Source organism: Pedococcus sp. P1_H8, from assembly GCF_056405175.1.
Map to the genome: position 1 here is coordinate 22,760 of NZ_JBFUCP010000006.1, position 14,215 is coordinate 36,974.

At 70.3% G+C, this 14,215-nt stretch carries 18 protein-coding genes; 7 read left to right on the top strand and 11 right to left on the bottom strand.

What is annotated here, in order from left to right; translation table 11 throughout:
• Positions 1-16 precede the first annotated feature (16 nt).
• Positions 17-433: an MmcQ/YjbR family DNA-binding protein gene (locus AC1DYG_RS09765; RefSeq protein WP_477639672.1), complete on the bottom strand. Its 417-nt coding sequence runs from the start codon at positions 431-433 to the stop codon at positions 17-19.
• Between the two features lie 136 nt (positions 434-569).
• Here AC1DYG_RS09765 and arfB point away from each other — a divergent pair, with 136 nt between their 5' ends.
• Positions 570-977 (top strand): alternative ribosome rescue aminoacyl-tRNA hydrolase ArfB, encoded by a 408-nt coding sequence (gene arfB, locus AC1DYG_RS09770; RefSeq protein ID WP_477639905.1) that lies wholly within the window; start codon positions 570-572, stop codon positions 975-977.
• A gap of 37 nt (positions 978-1,014) precedes the next feature.
• Here the strand turns inward: arfB and AC1DYG_RS09775 are convergent, their stop codons facing one another.
• The 5 genes from AC1DYG_RS09775 to AC1DYG_RS09795 all read right to left on the bottom strand — a co-directional run bounded on the left by AC1DYG_RS09775 (position 1,015) and on the right by AC1DYG_RS09795 (position 3,456).
• Positions 1,015-1,323: a type II toxin-antitoxin system PemK/MazF family toxin gene (locus AC1DYG_RS09775; protein ID WP_477639673.1), complete on the bottom strand. Its 309-nt coding sequence runs from the start codon at positions 1,321-1,323 to the stop codon at positions 1,015-1,017.
• On the bottom strand, positions 1,313-1,540 hold the full coding sequence (locus tag AC1DYG_RS09780) for a hypothetical protein (protein ID WP_477639674.1): 228 nt from the start codon (positions 1,538-1,540) through the stop codon (positions 1,313-1,315). Before AC1DYG_RS09780 ends, AC1DYG_RS09775 begins: the two co-directional genes overlap by 11 nt.
• A gap of 25 nt (positions 1,541-1,565) precedes the next feature.
• Complete coding sequence (locus AC1DYG_RS09785; protein WP_477639675.1) at positions 1,566-2,360, bottom strand: class I SAM-dependent methyltransferase; 795 nt, start codon at positions 2,358-2,360, stop codon at positions 1,566-1,568.
• Between the two features lie 34 nt (positions 2,361-2,394).
• Positions 2,395-2,574: a hypothetical protein gene (locus AC1DYG_RS09790; RefSeq protein ID WP_477639676.1), complete on the bottom strand. Its 180-nt coding sequence runs from the start codon at positions 2,572-2,574 to the stop codon at positions 2,395-2,397.
• A gap of 114 nt (positions 2,575-2,688) precedes the next feature.
• Complete coding sequence (locus AC1DYG_RS09795) at positions 2,689-3,456, bottom strand: potassium channel family protein (RefSeq protein WP_477639677.1); 768 nt, start codon at positions 3,454-3,456, stop codon at positions 2,689-2,691.
• A gap of 280 nt (positions 3,457-3,736) precedes the next feature.
• Between AC1DYG_RS09795 and AC1DYG_RS09800 the strand changes: the two genes are divergently transcribed.
• Entirely contained in the window at positions 3,737-4,519 is a 783-nt protein-coding gene (locus tag AC1DYG_RS09800; protein WP_477639678.1) for an electron transfer flavoprotein subunit beta/FixA family protein, read from the top strand.
• Positions 4,520-4,568: 49 nt separating this feature from the next.
• Positions 4,569-5,528, top strand: a complete 960-nt coding sequence (locus tag AC1DYG_RS09805; RefSeq protein WP_477639679.1) for an electron transfer flavoprotein subunit alpha/FixB family protein — start codon at positions 4,569-4,571, stop codon at positions 5,526-5,528.
• 312 nt (positions 5,529-5,840) lie between these two features.
• Here the strand turns inward: AC1DYG_RS09805 and AC1DYG_RS09810 are convergent, their stop codons facing one another.
• From AC1DYG_RS09810 to AC1DYG_RS09820, 3 genes are all read right to left on the bottom strand, one after another.
• Complete coding sequence (locus AC1DYG_RS09810; RefSeq protein ID WP_477639680.1) at positions 5,841-7,316, bottom strand: S8 family peptidase; 1,476 nt, start codon at positions 7,314-7,316, stop codon at positions 5,841-5,843.
• Positions 7,317-7,432: 116 nt separating this feature from the next.
• Positions 7,433-8,590, bottom strand: coding sequence for a hypothetical protein (locus tag AC1DYG_RS09815; protein ID WP_477639681.1), 1,158 nt, complete (start codon positions 8,588-8,590; stop codon positions 7,433-7,435).
• Positions 8,580-9,104, bottom strand: a complete 525-nt coding sequence (locus tag AC1DYG_RS09820) for a SigE family RNA polymerase sigma factor (protein WP_477639682.1) — start codon at positions 9,102-9,104, stop codon at positions 8,580-8,582. The genes AC1DYG_RS09815 and AC1DYG_RS09820 overlap by 11 nt, the downstream gene beginning before the upstream one ends.
• A 138-nt stretch (positions 9,105-9,242) precedes the next feature.
• Here AC1DYG_RS09820 and AC1DYG_RS09825 point away from each other — a divergent pair, with 138 nt between their 5' ends.
• From AC1DYG_RS09825 to AC1DYG_RS09835, 3 genes are read left to right on the top strand one after another with little or no spacing between them, the layout of a single operon-like run.
• Complete coding sequence (locus tag AC1DYG_RS09825) at positions 9,243-10,430, top strand: cysteine desulfurase family protein (protein WP_477639683.1); 1,188 nt, start codon at positions 9,243-9,245, stop codon at positions 10,428-10,430.
• On the top strand, positions 10,430-11,515 hold the full coding sequence (gene mnmA / locus AC1DYG_RS09830; RefSeq protein WP_477639684.1) for a tRNA 2-thiouridine(34) synthase MnmA: 1,086 nt from the start codon (positions 10,430-10,432) through the stop codon (positions 11,513-11,515). The genes AC1DYG_RS09825 and mnmA overlap by 1 nt, the downstream gene beginning before the upstream one ends.
• Positions 11,515-11,979, top strand: coding sequence for an MmcQ/YjbR family DNA-binding protein (locus AC1DYG_RS09835; protein ID WP_477639685.1), 465 nt, complete (start codon positions 11,515-11,517; stop codon positions 11,977-11,979). Before mnmA ends, AC1DYG_RS09835 begins: the two co-directional genes overlap by 1 nt.
• 80 nt (positions 11,980-12,059) lie before the next feature.
• On the opposite strand, the gene AC1DYG_RS09840 is transcribed toward AC1DYG_RS09835, so the two are convergent.
• Together AC1DYG_RS09840 and AC1DYG_RS09845 are read right to left on the bottom strand one after the other, a co-directional pair.
• Complete coding sequence (locus tag AC1DYG_RS09840; protein WP_477639686.1) at positions 12,060-12,683, bottom strand: hypothetical protein; 624 nt, start codon at positions 12,681-12,683, stop codon at positions 12,060-12,062.
• Between the two features lie 113 nt (positions 12,684-12,796).
• Positions 12,797-13,027 carry a hypothetical protein gene (locus AC1DYG_RS09845; protein ID WP_477639687.1) on the bottom strand — a complete coding sequence of 77 codons (231 nt, stop codon included), beginning with the start codon at positions 13,025-13,027 and terminating at the stop codon, positions 12,797-12,799.
• Positions 13,028-13,254: 227 nt separating this feature from the next.
• Here AC1DYG_RS09845 and AC1DYG_RS09850 point away from each other — a divergent pair, with 227 nt between their 5' ends.
• Entirely contained in the window at positions 13,255-14,199 is a 945-nt protein-coding gene (locus AC1DYG_RS09850; protein ID WP_477639688.1) for a S1C family serine protease, read from the top strand.
• Positions 14,200-14,215 lie beyond the last annotated feature (16 nt).

Consider the following 14,215-nt stretch of genomic DNA (forward strand, 5'->3'; position numbering starts at 1 on the left):
AGGGTGATCTGACGGGTCAGCCTTGCGGGCGGGCGACGAGGCGCGCGAGCCGTTGTGGCGCCATCAGGCAGTAGCTCTCGGTCAGCAGCTCGGTGACCTCTGTCCAGTCGACGTCCGTGGTGAGGACCAGCCCGACGACCTGGGGGTTCCACTCCGGCTTGTAGAACGGAAAGCCCGAGCCGACGAGTGCCTCGAGCTCGTCACCGGAGGAGCGGAACGTGATGACGTCGATCGGTCGGGTGGCGCCAGCGGCCCGCCCGAACACCGAGCGACCGGCCGGGTCGACCCGCGCCAGGTGGGCGAAGGTCCGCTGCCTGATCCGCCAGCGCACGCCGATCCACGCGTCCTGCTCGTGGGACTCGGGCAGTGACAGACAGATCTCGCCGACCCGCGCGACCAGGGCCGGGGCCAGGTCGAGTTCGGCGGGACTCATGGCTGCGACGTTACGACGCGCCACCGACAGGGGTCCACGCTGTGGTGGAGTGGACCTCGTGACGACACCTCTGGCGGGACGACCCCAACCTGGCACGGCTCTGTCCGTGCCCGCTGGTCCAGGGTTGCGCCACGGCATGGTCATCGACGCCGGCGAGCTCGTCGAGCGGTTCTCGCGCTCCTCGGGCCCCGGCGGCCAGGGGGTCAACACGACCGACAGCCGGGTCGAGCTCGACTTCGACCCGAGCACCTCCCGAGCCGTGGCGGCGCTGCCCGAGGCGACACGCGAGCGGCTGCTGGTCCGGCTCGCCCCCAAGCTCGTGGGCGGCCGGCTGATCGTGGTCGCGTCCGAGCACCGCTCGCAGCGGCAGAACCGCGTCGTCGCCCGCCAGCGGCTCGTCACGATGCTGCGCGAGGCTGCCGCACCGGAGCCGCCGACGCGTCGACCCACGCGGCCCACCAAGGGGTCGCAGCGGCGCCGGATCGAGAGCAAGAAGCGCAGGGGTCAGCTCAAGACCGGCCGCCGGACCGTCGACGACGGATAGCGCTGGCACCAGGGCGAGGCCACGGCGCGTCGGGGACCTACAAGGCGAGGACCAGCCGCAGGCTTCGGTCGACCTGGTCGAGCTCCTCGCGGGTCAGGTGCCCCACGAGTTCGCCAAGGCGGTTCGGGTCGACGGCCGCGGTCTGTTCCACGAGCACCCGCGTCTCCCGTCCCAGCACGGTGATGGGTGGGCGGAAGTCGGTCGGCCGCGCGCTCGTCGAGGTCGGAGCAACCAGCCAGGTGGACAAGGGGAGCACGTCGGACTGCACGACAACCGCCAAGCGCACACCGGACTGCTCGCTACCGCGTCCGCGCGTGCTCTTGAGCCGGTGGACGTCACCACGCACGGAGCGACTCCATGTCACGCAGGACGGAGCGGGCCTCAGCCACGTCGGCCTCGTCCGTCGAGACTGCCAGGGCCTGCTCGCGCAGGCGCTCGTCGCGCTTGCGTTGGTAGGCCGCGAGGATCGCGTCGCGGATCGCCTGGGAACGGTCGGTGCCCTCGGCGAGGTCCGCGAGGGCGACCTCGATGGTCTCGTCGCTCCGGAACGTGATACTGCCCATAGGACAGAGCGTAAGACGGCGTGTCCTACGAGGCAAGCCGCACGATGCCGAAGAGGTCGAGGCAGTCGTCGTCAGGCGCGCCGAAGACGAAGTCGTCCACCGACACCGAGTCGACGATCTCGCGCAAGCCGCCGTCCCAGCCCTCGGGTGACTGCTCCTGTTGAGCTGAGACCAGCGAGCCGTGCGTGGCCTCCCAGTCGAGCAACCGCTCACCATGGCGCAGACCCGTCACCGTCACCTCGAGCCCGGGCAGCCATCGACCCAGTTCGCCCGCGAGCTCCTCGGCGTCGTACTCGCGGCAGTGATAGAGGTTCGAGGGCTTGTCCCGTCGCCCGAGGCCGGGGGAGAAGGTCAGCCGGTTCGGGGTCGACAGCACCACCACGCCGCCCGGTCGCGTCACCCTGGCCAGCTCGCGCACGTAGTCGCCCGGCGTCCAGATGTGCTCCAGCACCTGGAGCGAGACCGTCACGTCCGCCGTGCCTGTCACCAACGGCAGCGCCGTGAGCGCACCCCTCAGGTAGGCCGCCCGCTCACCCCCGTGGGTCCGCGCGGCATGGACCGTGGTCGCCGCGTCGTAGTCGACGCCGACCACGCGCACATCCGGCCAGAAGGGGCGCAGGAGGCCGGCGGCATACCCCTCACCGCAGCCGGCGTCGAGGAGGACGGCAGGCGAGGTGGGCACCCGGCCGGGGACGGCGGCATACCCCGCCTCGTGGCGACGGAACCAGTAGTTCTCGTGCCAGGTATCAGGTCCGGTGCGTTCCCCAGTCAGCGGGAGACCGTGGGGCTCGACCTGCGGAGACACCAGTGGTGTGTTCACCCTGAAGACCCCTCCTGCGACGCACCGTGTCTGGCTACGCGCCGCCTCCGCCGTCCCCGGGGCCCCACTGACCGGGAGGGCCGCCGAGTCCCTGTCCCGATCGGGGGTCGTCCGGCCGGTAGCTCGGGTCGCCCGATCCGGTGCCGCGTCTGTTCAGCACGATGACCAGCACGACGATTGCCGCGACGATGATCAGGATCCACAACCACCACATGGCCCGCTCCCTCCCATGGCTTGGTCGCAATGACGACCCGCACTGAGTCTCTCGCCGCCGGCTGACCCTGTCTACGAGTACGGCACCACCGAGTCGCGACGAGAAACCGAGTCTTCATCGCAAGTCGTGGACTCCGCGCTCACCGCGGTCCACCTCGTGCGGTTCGCGCTGGAGCTGCGCGATGTCCTGTCGCAGGCTTCTGACCTCGGCGACGAGGTCGGCCACCTCTTCCTCCGTGCGCTCCTCGGCGGCCTGGACCTCGGCGACCTTCTCCACGAACCACGACGCGAGCGCGGCGGTGATGACGCCGAGCAGCGCTATGCCGGTGACCATGAGCCCCACCCCGACCAGTCGGCCCTCTGTCGTGGTGGGGACCTGGTCGCCGTAGCCGACGGTGGTGACCGTGGTAGCCGCCCACCAGAGGGCATCGCCGAACGTCTTGATGTTGGCGTCGGAGTTCGCGCGTTCGGCATCGAGCATCGCCAAAGCAGCAACGAGGCCAACGATGCCGACGGCGGCGACCACGTAGGCAACGACTCTGCCCCGGACGAATCCCTTGCCGCGACGACTCAGGACGTTGAGAGCCACGACGGCGCGCAGGGCCCTGAGGGGGCGGAGCATGGGGACGGCCAGCGTTGCGACGTCGAGCCAGTTGCGTCGGAGGAACGGCCAGCGGCGTTCGGCCAGAGCAAGGCGGACGAGCAGGTCGATCGCGAAGGTCGCCCACACGGTCCACGACACCAGCGAGCAGGCGAGCGCGGCCGTGCTGGAGAGGTCGGGCTGGAGGATGGGCCACGCGTAGGCCACGAGGAAGATCCCCGCCGCCACGAGGAGGGGCGCGCTGGTGCGGCGCTCCCAGCGCTCGACCTGGATGTCCGACACGCGGGCGACGCTAGCGGAGCGCCGGCCCGGACGGCCCGGTTTGGCGCATCGATGACTTGCGGCAGGTGGGTGGTGTGGGAGCCGTCACCTGCTGACGAGCAGTGCGTCGACTTGCACGGGTTGCCTCGTGGTGAGCGTCACGCGGTGCTGACATGTCGATTCCGGGCACGGGCTGTAAGGATGGCACCTGACCCATTTTCGATACTCACTGTCGACACTCACTGTCGATACCCGATGTCGATCCCAGCGGTATCCATTCCAAGAAGGGGACGATCAGTTCATGAACATCGTCGTCTGCGTGAAGTACGTGCCGGATGCACAGTCCGATCGCACGTTCAACGAGTCCGACAACACCACCGACCGAGTGGGCGTTGACGGTCTGCTGTCCGAGCTCGACGAGTACGCCGTCGAGGAGGCCCTCAAGCTCGTGGAGGCCGGAGAAGGCGAAGTGACTGTCGTCACCGTCGGCCCCGACCAGGCCGCCGACGCGCTGAAGAAGGCGCTGCAGATGGGGGCCCACAAGGCCGTCCACGTCAAGGACGACGCGATCCACGGCTCTGACGCCGTGGCGACCTCGCTCGTCCTCGCCGAGGCCATCAAGAAGACCGGCAGCCCCGACCTCGTCATCACCGGCATGGCCTCGACCGACGGCACGATGAGCGTCGTCCCCGCGATGCTCGCCGAGCGCCTCGGCCTGCCGCAGGTGACGTTCGCGTCCGAGCTGTCCGTGGACGGCTCCACGGTGACGATCCGCCGCGACGGCGACGCCGCCTCGGAGACCATCGTCGCGACGCTGCCCGCGCTCGTGTCGGTCACTGACCAGATCAACGAGCCGCGCTACCCCTCGTTCAAGGGGATCATGGCCGCGAAGAAGAAGCCGGTCGAGGAGTGGGCGTTGTCCGACCTCGGCATCGACGCCTCGCAGGTCGGCCTCGACGCCGCCTGGACCAAGGTCGAGTCGTTCACCAAGCGCCCCCCGCGCGAGCAGGGCCAGATCGTCACCGACGAAGGCGACGGCGGCACCAAGCTCGCGGAGTTCCTGTCCGCGCAGAAGTTCATCTGATCCGGCCCGGAACCGCTGCGTAGGACCAACAGAAAGAGGAACACCACTCATGGCTGAAGTACTCGTCCTGGTCGACCACGCGAACGGCACCGTTCGCAAGACCACCTCAGAACTGCTCACCATCGCCCGCCGCCTCGGCGAGCCCAGCGCCGTCTTCGTCGGCCCCGGGTTCGACGCCGCGAAGGAGACGCTGGCCAAGTACGGCGCGGAGAAGGTCTACCGCGTCGAGAACACCGACGTCACCGACTACCTCGTCGCCCCCCAGGCCGAGCTGCTCGCCCAGCTCGTCGAGAAGACCTCCGCCGCCGCCGTGCTCATCCCGAGCAACTCGGCCGGCAAGGAGATCGCGGCCCGGCTGGCGATCAAGACCGACTCCGGCCTGATCACCGACGCCGTCGACGTGCAGGCTGGCGACGGCGGTGGCGTGTCCACCACCCAGTCCGTCTTCGCGGGTTCCTACAGCGTGAAGTCGACCATCACCAAGGGCACCCCGATCATCACGGTCAAGCCCAACTCGGCCGCTCCCGAGGAGGCTGCCGGCGCGGCCGCCGACGAGGTGTTCGAGCCGACCATCTCCGAGGCTGCCAAGGGCGCCAAGGTCACCGAGTCCAAGCCCAAGGAGGCCACTGGCCGCCCTGAGCTGACCGAGGCAGCGATCGTGGTCTCCGGTGGTCGCGGCACGGGCGGCGACTTCTCGCCCGTCGAGACGTTCGCGGACTCCCTCGGTGCCGCGGTCGGCGCCTCGCGCGCCGCCGTCGACGCAGGCTGGTACCCGCACACCTCGCAGGTCGGCCAGACCGGCAAGCAGGTGTCGCCGCAGCTGTACGTCGCGTGTGGCATCTCCGGGGCCATCCAGCACCGCGCGGGCATGCAGACGTCCAAGACGATCATCGCGATCAACAAGGACGAGGAAGCCCCCATCTTCGAGCTCGTCGACTTCGGGGTCGTGGGTGACCTGTTCACGGTCCTCCCGCAGGCCACCGAGGCCGTCAATGCCTCCAAGGGCTGAGGCCTCGAAGGGCTGATCACCAGCGCGCGGAGCGACCGCGCTGAGCCAGCGCGCTGATCACCAGTACTGCACCGAAGGCCCCCGACCMCGCTGGTCGGGGGCCTTCGGCGTGCGCCGGGCACGCGGCATACCGCGCCTCTGTGCACAGGTCGGTCTTGGTATGCCGTTTCGCACCGGCACACCGAGAACGCCCCGGACCACAGGGGGTGGTCCGAGGCGTTCCCCCGGTCTGCGCCGTGCGCACGCAGGTACCGGACGAAGTTCCCGGGTCCCCCTCACAGGGCCCGGGAACTTCGCACCCTCCGCTGGCTGCTAGCGGATGGCGTTGGCGGCGGCGACGACGTCGACCAGGCCGTGGCCCTTGTCGAAGCTCGTCGTGCCGTTGGTGCCGGCTTCGTAGGAGGCACCGTTGGTGTACTTGTACGCCGTGCTCTCCAAGGCCGCCTCGATCTGCGCCGGGGTGGCGTTCGGGTTGGCCTGGAACAGCTGCGCGACGATGCCCGAGATGTGCGGGGTGGCCATCGAGGTGCCGCTGATCGTGTTGTAGTCGCCGCCGTCCTGGGGGTCGAGCCCCGAGGAGCAGATCGGCAGGTAGACGCGGCACGAGCTGGTGATGTCCTCACCCGGAGCCGAGATGTCCGGGTAGGTCGACTTGTCGCCGGCCTTGCCGCGGCTGGAGAAGTCCGACACGGTGCCGTCGCGGGTGCCGGTGTTCTGGTCGAAGAACGAGGCCACCGAGAGGATGCCGGGGGTTGGGTCCTTGCCGGGCGGGTTGGACAGGTCCTCCGACCCGTCGCCACCGTCGTTGCCGTTGGCCCAGACGCTCACCACGCCCTCCTTGACCAGGGCGCGCTGGATCTTGGCCGTGGCCGAGTTCGGGTCGAACGCGCCACCACCACTGGGGCCGTAGGAGTTCGACGTCACCTTGATCGGCGGGCAGGTGCTGGCCGGGACGCCCGCGCCACAGGGGGCGTTGTGGTTCTCGAGCACCCAGTTGAGGGCAGCATCGGCGCCGATGATGAACAGGACGGCACCGGTGCTGATGCTGACCAGGCTCGAGCCGGGGGCGGCACCGTGCATCTTCGTGCCATCCGACAGCGTGACGTCGCGACCGGCGACGATCCCGTTGACGTGCATGCCGTGCCCGCCACCGGACAGCAGGTCGGTGTTGGCCGAGCCGGCGTCGACCGGGGCGCAGGTGCTCTCGGTCAGGGGCTCACAGACCATCTTGAGGTTCTTGACGACGGCGGAGGTGCCGTCGGGGTTCTTCAGGAACGGGTGCGTCGGGTCGACACCGGAGTCGATGACGGCGACGGAGACGCCCTTGCCGTCGAGCGCGGTCCCGTTGGCGCCCGTGAGGGTGTTCCGCGCCTCGTCGCCGCGGGTGGCCTTGTTGGAGGTCGACAGCAGCATCTCGATGGGCTGGTTGCCCTCGACGTAGGTGACGCCCGGCTGCGAACGAACCGCCTGCACCTGAGCGGGCAGTCCCGTGGCCACGACGACGCCGATCTTGTCGAACGTCGTCACCTTGCGCAGACCAGCGGCCTGCACGGCCTGGGTCGCGGCCGCGGTGTCGGTGCCGTGCACGAGGACGGTGGTGGGGGTGGCGGCCTTGAGCACGCCCAGCTGGGAAGCCAGCCAGGGCTGGACCGGAGCGAGGGACGTGTTTTGGTGCGGCTGACCTGAGGACAGCAGGCCTGCCGAAGCGGGCGTGGCGAGGGCCATGGCGGCCAGGGCGGCCGTGGCGGCTGTCGCGACGACTGCCCGGGTTCTGTTCAGGGTGTGCATGTAGTTCCCTTCGTGGACCAGCAACGACGATGGTCGGTATGCCGTGTCCAACGAGGGGAGTCGGGTGCGGTTACGCCCCGTAGGTAAAGGGACGGTCAGGAAAGTCGCGCCCCGCGCTACCGGGTCACGCTGATGCCACCGGGGCGGCCGGCGAACTCCGCCTTGAGGCCCACCACGTGCTCCGGCGTGCCCTCGACGAGCACGGCGAACGCGGTGTAGGGCAGGACCACAAGGTTGGCGAGCACGGGGACGCCCACCCGCACCCCGCCGTCCACCGTCGGCCGCACCGACTTGATCCCCTGGGGGAGTACTCCCCACACCAGCGACCGGCCGTCGGCCAGGGCGATCGTGTCGTAGCCGAAGGCGGACTCGGGGTCGGCACCGACGAGCTGGGTCTGGAGCCCCCCGGACCCCACGACGACGGCACCTCCGTCGACGCTCGCCGTGAGGGGCGCTCCAATCCGAACCTCGCCCACGGAGATGCTCAGCTCCACGGCCTTCCTCGGCGGCGTGGTCGTCGACGGCGGTCCGGTGACGGTCACGTCGTAGGGCGGCAGCAGCGAAGGGACCTCGCCATCCAGGTCCAGCGCCAGACCCGCGCTGCCCCCGCCATCGCCAAGGGCCCAGGTGGGCATCCCCGCGTTGGTGGTCAGCCAGCCCACGTCCCTGGCGATCGTGGTCACGCTCTGCGGCACGGCAAAGGCGATGACGTATGCCGTGAAGTCACCGGCAGCCCGAGTCACCACGGTGTGCTCGGCCATCGACGCGGCCAGACCGGGCTGGTAGACGACGTCGTCGGCCTTGCCGGGGACGACCCCGACGAGGACGCGCTGTCCCGAGGTGCCGTCGACCGCCCGCCACGCCGCCCCGGTGCTGAGCAGCGCGGCGCTGAGGGGTGCGGCGCTGGCGCCGTCGCGGGTGACCTTGACGGTCATCACGCCTCCGTCCACCCGCAGGGCGTAGGAACCCCCGGCCGCCACGATGGTGGCCGCCCCGGAGAGCCCGGGCTGCGCGGGCTGCCAGACGTAACTGCCGGCAGAGACGCCGCTGGGGGTCCCGGCGGGTGGCGCCGTGCGTGCCGGACCGGACAGCTGGACGGCAACGGCCACCACCAGGGCCGCGGCGACGGCCGCTGCAGCACCGGCAGCAAGCCAGCGGGCGGTCCGCCGGGTGTGGCGGCGCCGGCCCTCGGTCATGACGTCCGAGAGGGAGACGTGCATCGAGGGGGCGGGGTCGGTGCGGAGGCGCTCGATGAGGTCGAGGTCACTGGACATGGGCTTCCCCCTTGTCGGAGATGAGGCTGCGCAGGCGCTCGAGCCCGCGGGAGGACGATGACTTCACGGTGCCGACGCTGACTCCGAGCAGCTCGGCAACCGCACGCTCGGACAAGTCTGCGTAGTGCCGCAGGACCACGACCTCGCGCTCGCGGGCAGGCAGCTCCTGCAGGGCACGCACCAGGTCGAGTCGTGTGCCGGCGTCGTCGGTGGCGCGGCGCCCGTCGTGGGTGGCGCGGCCGCCGTCGGCATCGTCGCGGACCTGGTCCACGAGGACGAGCCGGCGATCCTTGCGCCACGTGCTGACCACGAGGTTGCGTAGGATGCGGTGGCAGTAGGCCTCGGGCTCGTCGTGACGGACCCTTGGCCACACCCCGAACAGCCGGACGAGGGACTCCTGGACGGCGTCCTCCGCACGGGTCGGGTCTCCGGTCAGGAGCCAGGCCGTCCGCAGGAGTCGGGGCATGACCCGCTCCGCGAACTGCTCGAACGCGGCCACCTCGCGGTGCTGCACCCTGCCCCCTTCCAACAGACCGTCCCGAGCCCTGACGGTAGTCCCGAGCTCGGCAGCGGCGGTGGCTCGTCGCCCGCTGACGTACCCAACGCCACACTCCGACCGAAGGTTGAGCGGTTGACGCGTAAACTTTTGCCGGTGACCGCCTACCTCGACCATGCCGCCACCACGCCGATGCTCCCATCGGCCATCGCGGCGATGGCCGACCAGCTGGCCACCACCGGCAACGCGTCCTCGCTGCACACCTCTGGCCGGATGGCCCGTCGGGTCGTCGAGGAGTCGCGCGAGCGGTTGGCCAAGGCCCTCGGCGCGCGGCCGTCCGAGGTGGTCTTCACCTCCGGGGGCACTGAGTCGGACAACCTGGCCGTCGCCGGCACGTTCGAGGCACGGCGCGAGGCAGACCCGGGCCGCGTGCGCATCGTCTGCAGCGCGATCGAGCACCACGCCGTCCTCGACTGCGTCGAGCACCTGGTCGCGTTGGAGGGGGCCAAGGTCACCTGGGTGGAGCCGGACGCGCTCGGCTTCATCACGACCGACGCGGTGCGTGCCGCGATCGAGGAGGACCCCGACTCGGTGGCCCTGGTCACCGTCATGTGGGCCAACAACGAGGTCGGGACCGTGCAGCCCGTCGCGGCGCTCGCGGCGCTCGCCCATGAGTTCGGGGTGCCGTTCCACACCGACGCGGTGCAGGCCGCCGGACACCTCCCTGTGGACTTCGCCGAGTCCGGAGCCGACCTGATGACGGTGACCGGCCACAAGGTGGGCGGGCCGCTGGGCGTCGGTGCGCTGCTCGTGCGACGCGACGCTGTGGTCGTGCCCCAGAGCTTCGGTGGGGGACAGGAGCGGCAGATCCGCAGCGGGACCCTCGACGTCCCCGCGATCCGTTCGTTCGCTGTCGCCATGGAGGAATCCGTCGCCACCATCTCGGTGGAGGCGCCTCGGCTGATGGCAATGCGGGACAGGCTGATCCGTTCGGCGATGGACCTCGGCTACGACATCACGGCGACGGGCGCGTGGGAGGCCGGCGACGGCATACACCGGCTGCCCGGCAACGCGCACCTGCTCGTGCCCGGCTGCGAAGGCGACTCGCTGCTCTATCTCCTCGACGCCGCGGGCGTCGAGTGCTCGACCGGTTCGGCGTGCCAGGCGGGCGTGCCGCAGCCGTCGCACGTGCTGCTCGCGATGGGGATCCCTGAGGAGTCCGCGCGGGGCGCGCTGCGCCTGACGTTCGGCCACACGTCCACCGATGCCGACGTCGACGCCGTGCTGGCGGCACTGCCCGCAGCGATCGACCGTGCCCGGCGGGCCAGCGGGTGGACCGACTGATGCGGGTCGTCGCCGCGATGTCTGGCGGAGTCGACTCCGCGGTCGCTGCCGGACGAATGCTCGATGCTGGGCACGAGGTCGTCGGTGTGCACCTCGCCCTGTCGCAGAGCGCCGCGACGCTGCGCGAGTCGGCGCGTGGCTGCTGCACGATCGAGGACGCCGGGGATGCTCGCCGCGTGGCCGACGTGCTCGGAATCCCTTTCTACGTCTGGGACATGGCCGAGCGGTTCAAGCGCGACGTGATGGAGGACTTCGTCGCGGAGTACTCCGCCGGACGCACTCCCAACCCCTGCCTGCGCTGCAACGAGAAGATCAAGTTCTCAGCCCTGCTCGACAAGGCGGTCGCGCTGGGGTTTGACGCGGTGGCGACCGGTCACTATGCCCAGGTCGTCGAGCGCGACGACGGCGGCCGAGAGCTGCACCGTGCCGTCGACATGGCCAAGGACCAGTCCTACGTGCTGGGGGTGCTCGATGCCGACCAGCTGGATCGGGCGTTCTTCCCCCTGGGTGACACCGCCAAGCCCGAGATCCGCGCCGAGGCCAAGGAGCGCGGCTTCTACGTAGCGAGCAAGCCCGACTCCCACGACATCTGCTTCATCGCCGACGGCGACACCCGCGGCTGGCTCACGTCTCGGCTGGGGGAGCAGCCCGGCGAGATCGTCGACGCTGAGTCCGGTGAGGTCGTCGGCGCGCACCAGGGCGCCTACGCCTACACCGTCGGTCAGCGACGGGGGCTGGGACTCGACCGCTCGGTCATGGACGGCGACCCGCGCTACGTCGTGTCGGTGGACGCGGCCGCCAACCGGGTCATGATTGGCACGTCAGACCTGTTGGGGGTCAACGCGATTCGCGGTGACCACGCCCGGTGGTGCGGTCCGCCGCCCGAGGGCGTCGTCGAAGTGGGCGCCCAAGTGCGCGCGCACGGCGAGGAGGTGCCGGCTCAGGCCTGGGCGGCCGGCGACGACGTGGAGGTGCGCCTGTCCGGCCGGCTCCGCGGGGTTGCACCCGGCCAGTCCGTGGTCCTCTATGAAGGGACGCGCGTGGTCGGCTCGGCGACGATCGCGTCCACCTGGCTCGAGAGATAGTGGAGCGGCGACGACCGGGCGAGGACACGAGCGACGAAGGAGCGAGGCCCGGAGCCCCGAGGAGCGCGACGGCTGACCGTAGGCCGCGTGGCGAGATCCGGGACGGGTCACCGCTCGCGCGGGTCCGGTCGCTGTGTCTGGCGTTCCCGGAGACGGAGCAGCGGGAGTCGCACGGCGAGCCCTGCTGGTTCGCCGGCGGGAGGAAGACGTTCGTGATGGCTGCGCAGGAGCACCACGACGACCGCACCGCCATCTGGACGGCTGCCCCCGAAGGGGTGCAGTCCGCCTTGGTCGCAGCGGAGCCGGTGCGCTACTTCCGGCCGCCGTACATGGGTCACCGCGGGTGGGTCGGGGTCTACCTCGACATCGACGACATCGACTGGCCGCACGTCGAGGAGATCATCGAGGACGCCTGGCGCTGCGCTGCTCCGAAGCGGCTGATCGCGCAGTACGACGCGACCTGACGCTGGGAACGTGCGGAAGCGCGGGATGGTCCGGGGGCGAGCGCGGACCACCCCGGCAGACTGTGCCTGACGCCCTGCTGTCACACCATCTCAGGGAGGTGGAGATGAGCGAGCGCTACCTCCATCTCCATCACGTCGTCGACGGTCGCCCCGATGTCCCTGCTGGCTGCTTCGCGAATGCTGGCAGCGGCATCGCGGCTGGCCTCGAGCTGCTCGCGCCGCTCGAAGGTGACGGTGCCGACGGCTCGGCCGGTCTCGCGGCTGATGAGCAGACTGGCGCTGCAGAAGCCGTCGAGCTCCTGAACCCTGGGGAGGACGGCCATCCGGAAGACGTCGGAGGCACGTTCGGCATGGTCGGCCATCCCGCTCAGCCAGGTGATCCGAGCGCAGGCGCCGTCCGGCATGGCGTGGTCGCGGTGGACGACTGCGACCTCCCACGTGTCCACGGTGCTGGTGCTGGCGCCCAGGGCCAGCTCTGCTGCATCCCGGAGGGGAAGAACCTTGTCTGCGCTGTCGCGCAGCGCAGTTTCTGACTCCCACGACGACGTGGCGATGCAGCGGCCGGACGCGCGGTCGACGAGCATCGACATCCCGACACATCCATCCATCGCGGTGATCGCCGGCGTGACCTCGTCACGGACATTGGCGATCCCGTCGTCGATCTTGGAGGGGTCTGCCTGGACGGTGGTGGTGCGTGCATACACGACGAAACTCCTCTGCTCGGGGCGGCGCCCCGACGGCGCTACCGTCACGGCTAACACTGCTCCCACGTCCGCGCCCCGGCAAGAGTGATCCGGCAGATCTTCGAAAGGGATGCTCAGCCGCGAGGGATCCAGCCCGGGGCCGACACGCCGTTGCCGGTGAGGTTGTCGCACTTGACGAACTGGGTCCCCACGCGGGCGAGCGTGCAGTGGCGGTCGTCGGTGGTCGGGTGAACGACGACCGGGCCGGCGTCCTGGCGGGCGGTGGCGGGGAGGGCTCCGGCGCCCAGGACGAGGAGGCTGGCCAGGGCGATCGTGGTGGTGATGGTGCGGCGAGTGGTGAACATGATCGGTTCCTTCGAGGGTCGAGGGCGGTCGACCTGAGTGCCGGACCTCCCGTGGTCAGACCGTTGTGACACGAGGTGGTTCCAGGCTGGTGCTGGCCCGGTATCAGCCGGGTAACAGCACGGGTGACCGCAGTCTCAGCCAGTGCCGAGACTGCCCAGAACATCTGCGCCGTTCGCCGTCGGTGAACCCAGGAATCCCTCCGTGGCCACCGCTCGTTGTCACTGGCATGACCACTGACCCAGCGGCAGAGTCGGCCGCGCTGGACGCCTACTCAGCGATTGTCACCTCCGTTGCGGCCCAGCTGACGCCGAAGGTCGCCGCGCTGCGGATCCAGTCGCGCCGCGGTGAGTCCGCGGGGTCGGCCGTGGTGCTGACCGGCGAGTCCCACCTCGTCACCAATGCCCACGTCGTCGGCGACGCCGGCGGAGGCACGGCGGAGTTCGCCGACGGCACGGTCGCCCACTTCGAGGTCGTGGGCCGTGACCCTCTCTCCGACATTGCGGTCATCCGCGCGGATCGTGCGGTACCTGCCCCGCCTGAGTTCGGCGACGCGAGCTCGCTCCTCGTCGGCTCGCTGGTGGTGGCCGTCGGCAACCCGCTGGGCCTCTCGGGCACCGTGACGGCGGGCGTGGTGAGCGCCCTCGGCCGCAGTATGCCGGTGCGGACCCGGACGACCGCGCGGCTGATCGAGGACGTCATCCAGACCGACGCGGCGCTCAACCCCGGCAACTCCGGCGGGGCGCTCGCCGACAGCCGGGGTCGTGTCGTCGGGATCAACACGGCCGTCGCAGGAATAGGTCTCGGCATGGCGGTTCCCATCAATGCCACGACGCATCGGATCATCTACGCGCTGATGCACGACGGTCGGGTTCGGCGCGCGTACCTCGGTCTCGTGAGCACCCCTGCACGGCTGACGCCCACCCAGGCCGAGCGGTACGGGCAGCGCGGCGCGCTCCGAGTCGTCGAGGTCGTCGAGAAGAGCCCGGCAGCGAAGAGCGGCTTGCTCGCAGGCGACCTGGTCCTGGCGATCGACGGCGCCCCGCTCGGCGATGCCCAGTCGTTGCAGAAGCGCCTCTTCACCGACGCGATCGGGCAGCGGATGGAAGTCACCGTCATCCGCAACGGCGCGCTGGTGGACGCGGTGGTCCTGCCGAGCGAGCTCCCGGACTGAAGGACTGTCGGCAGGG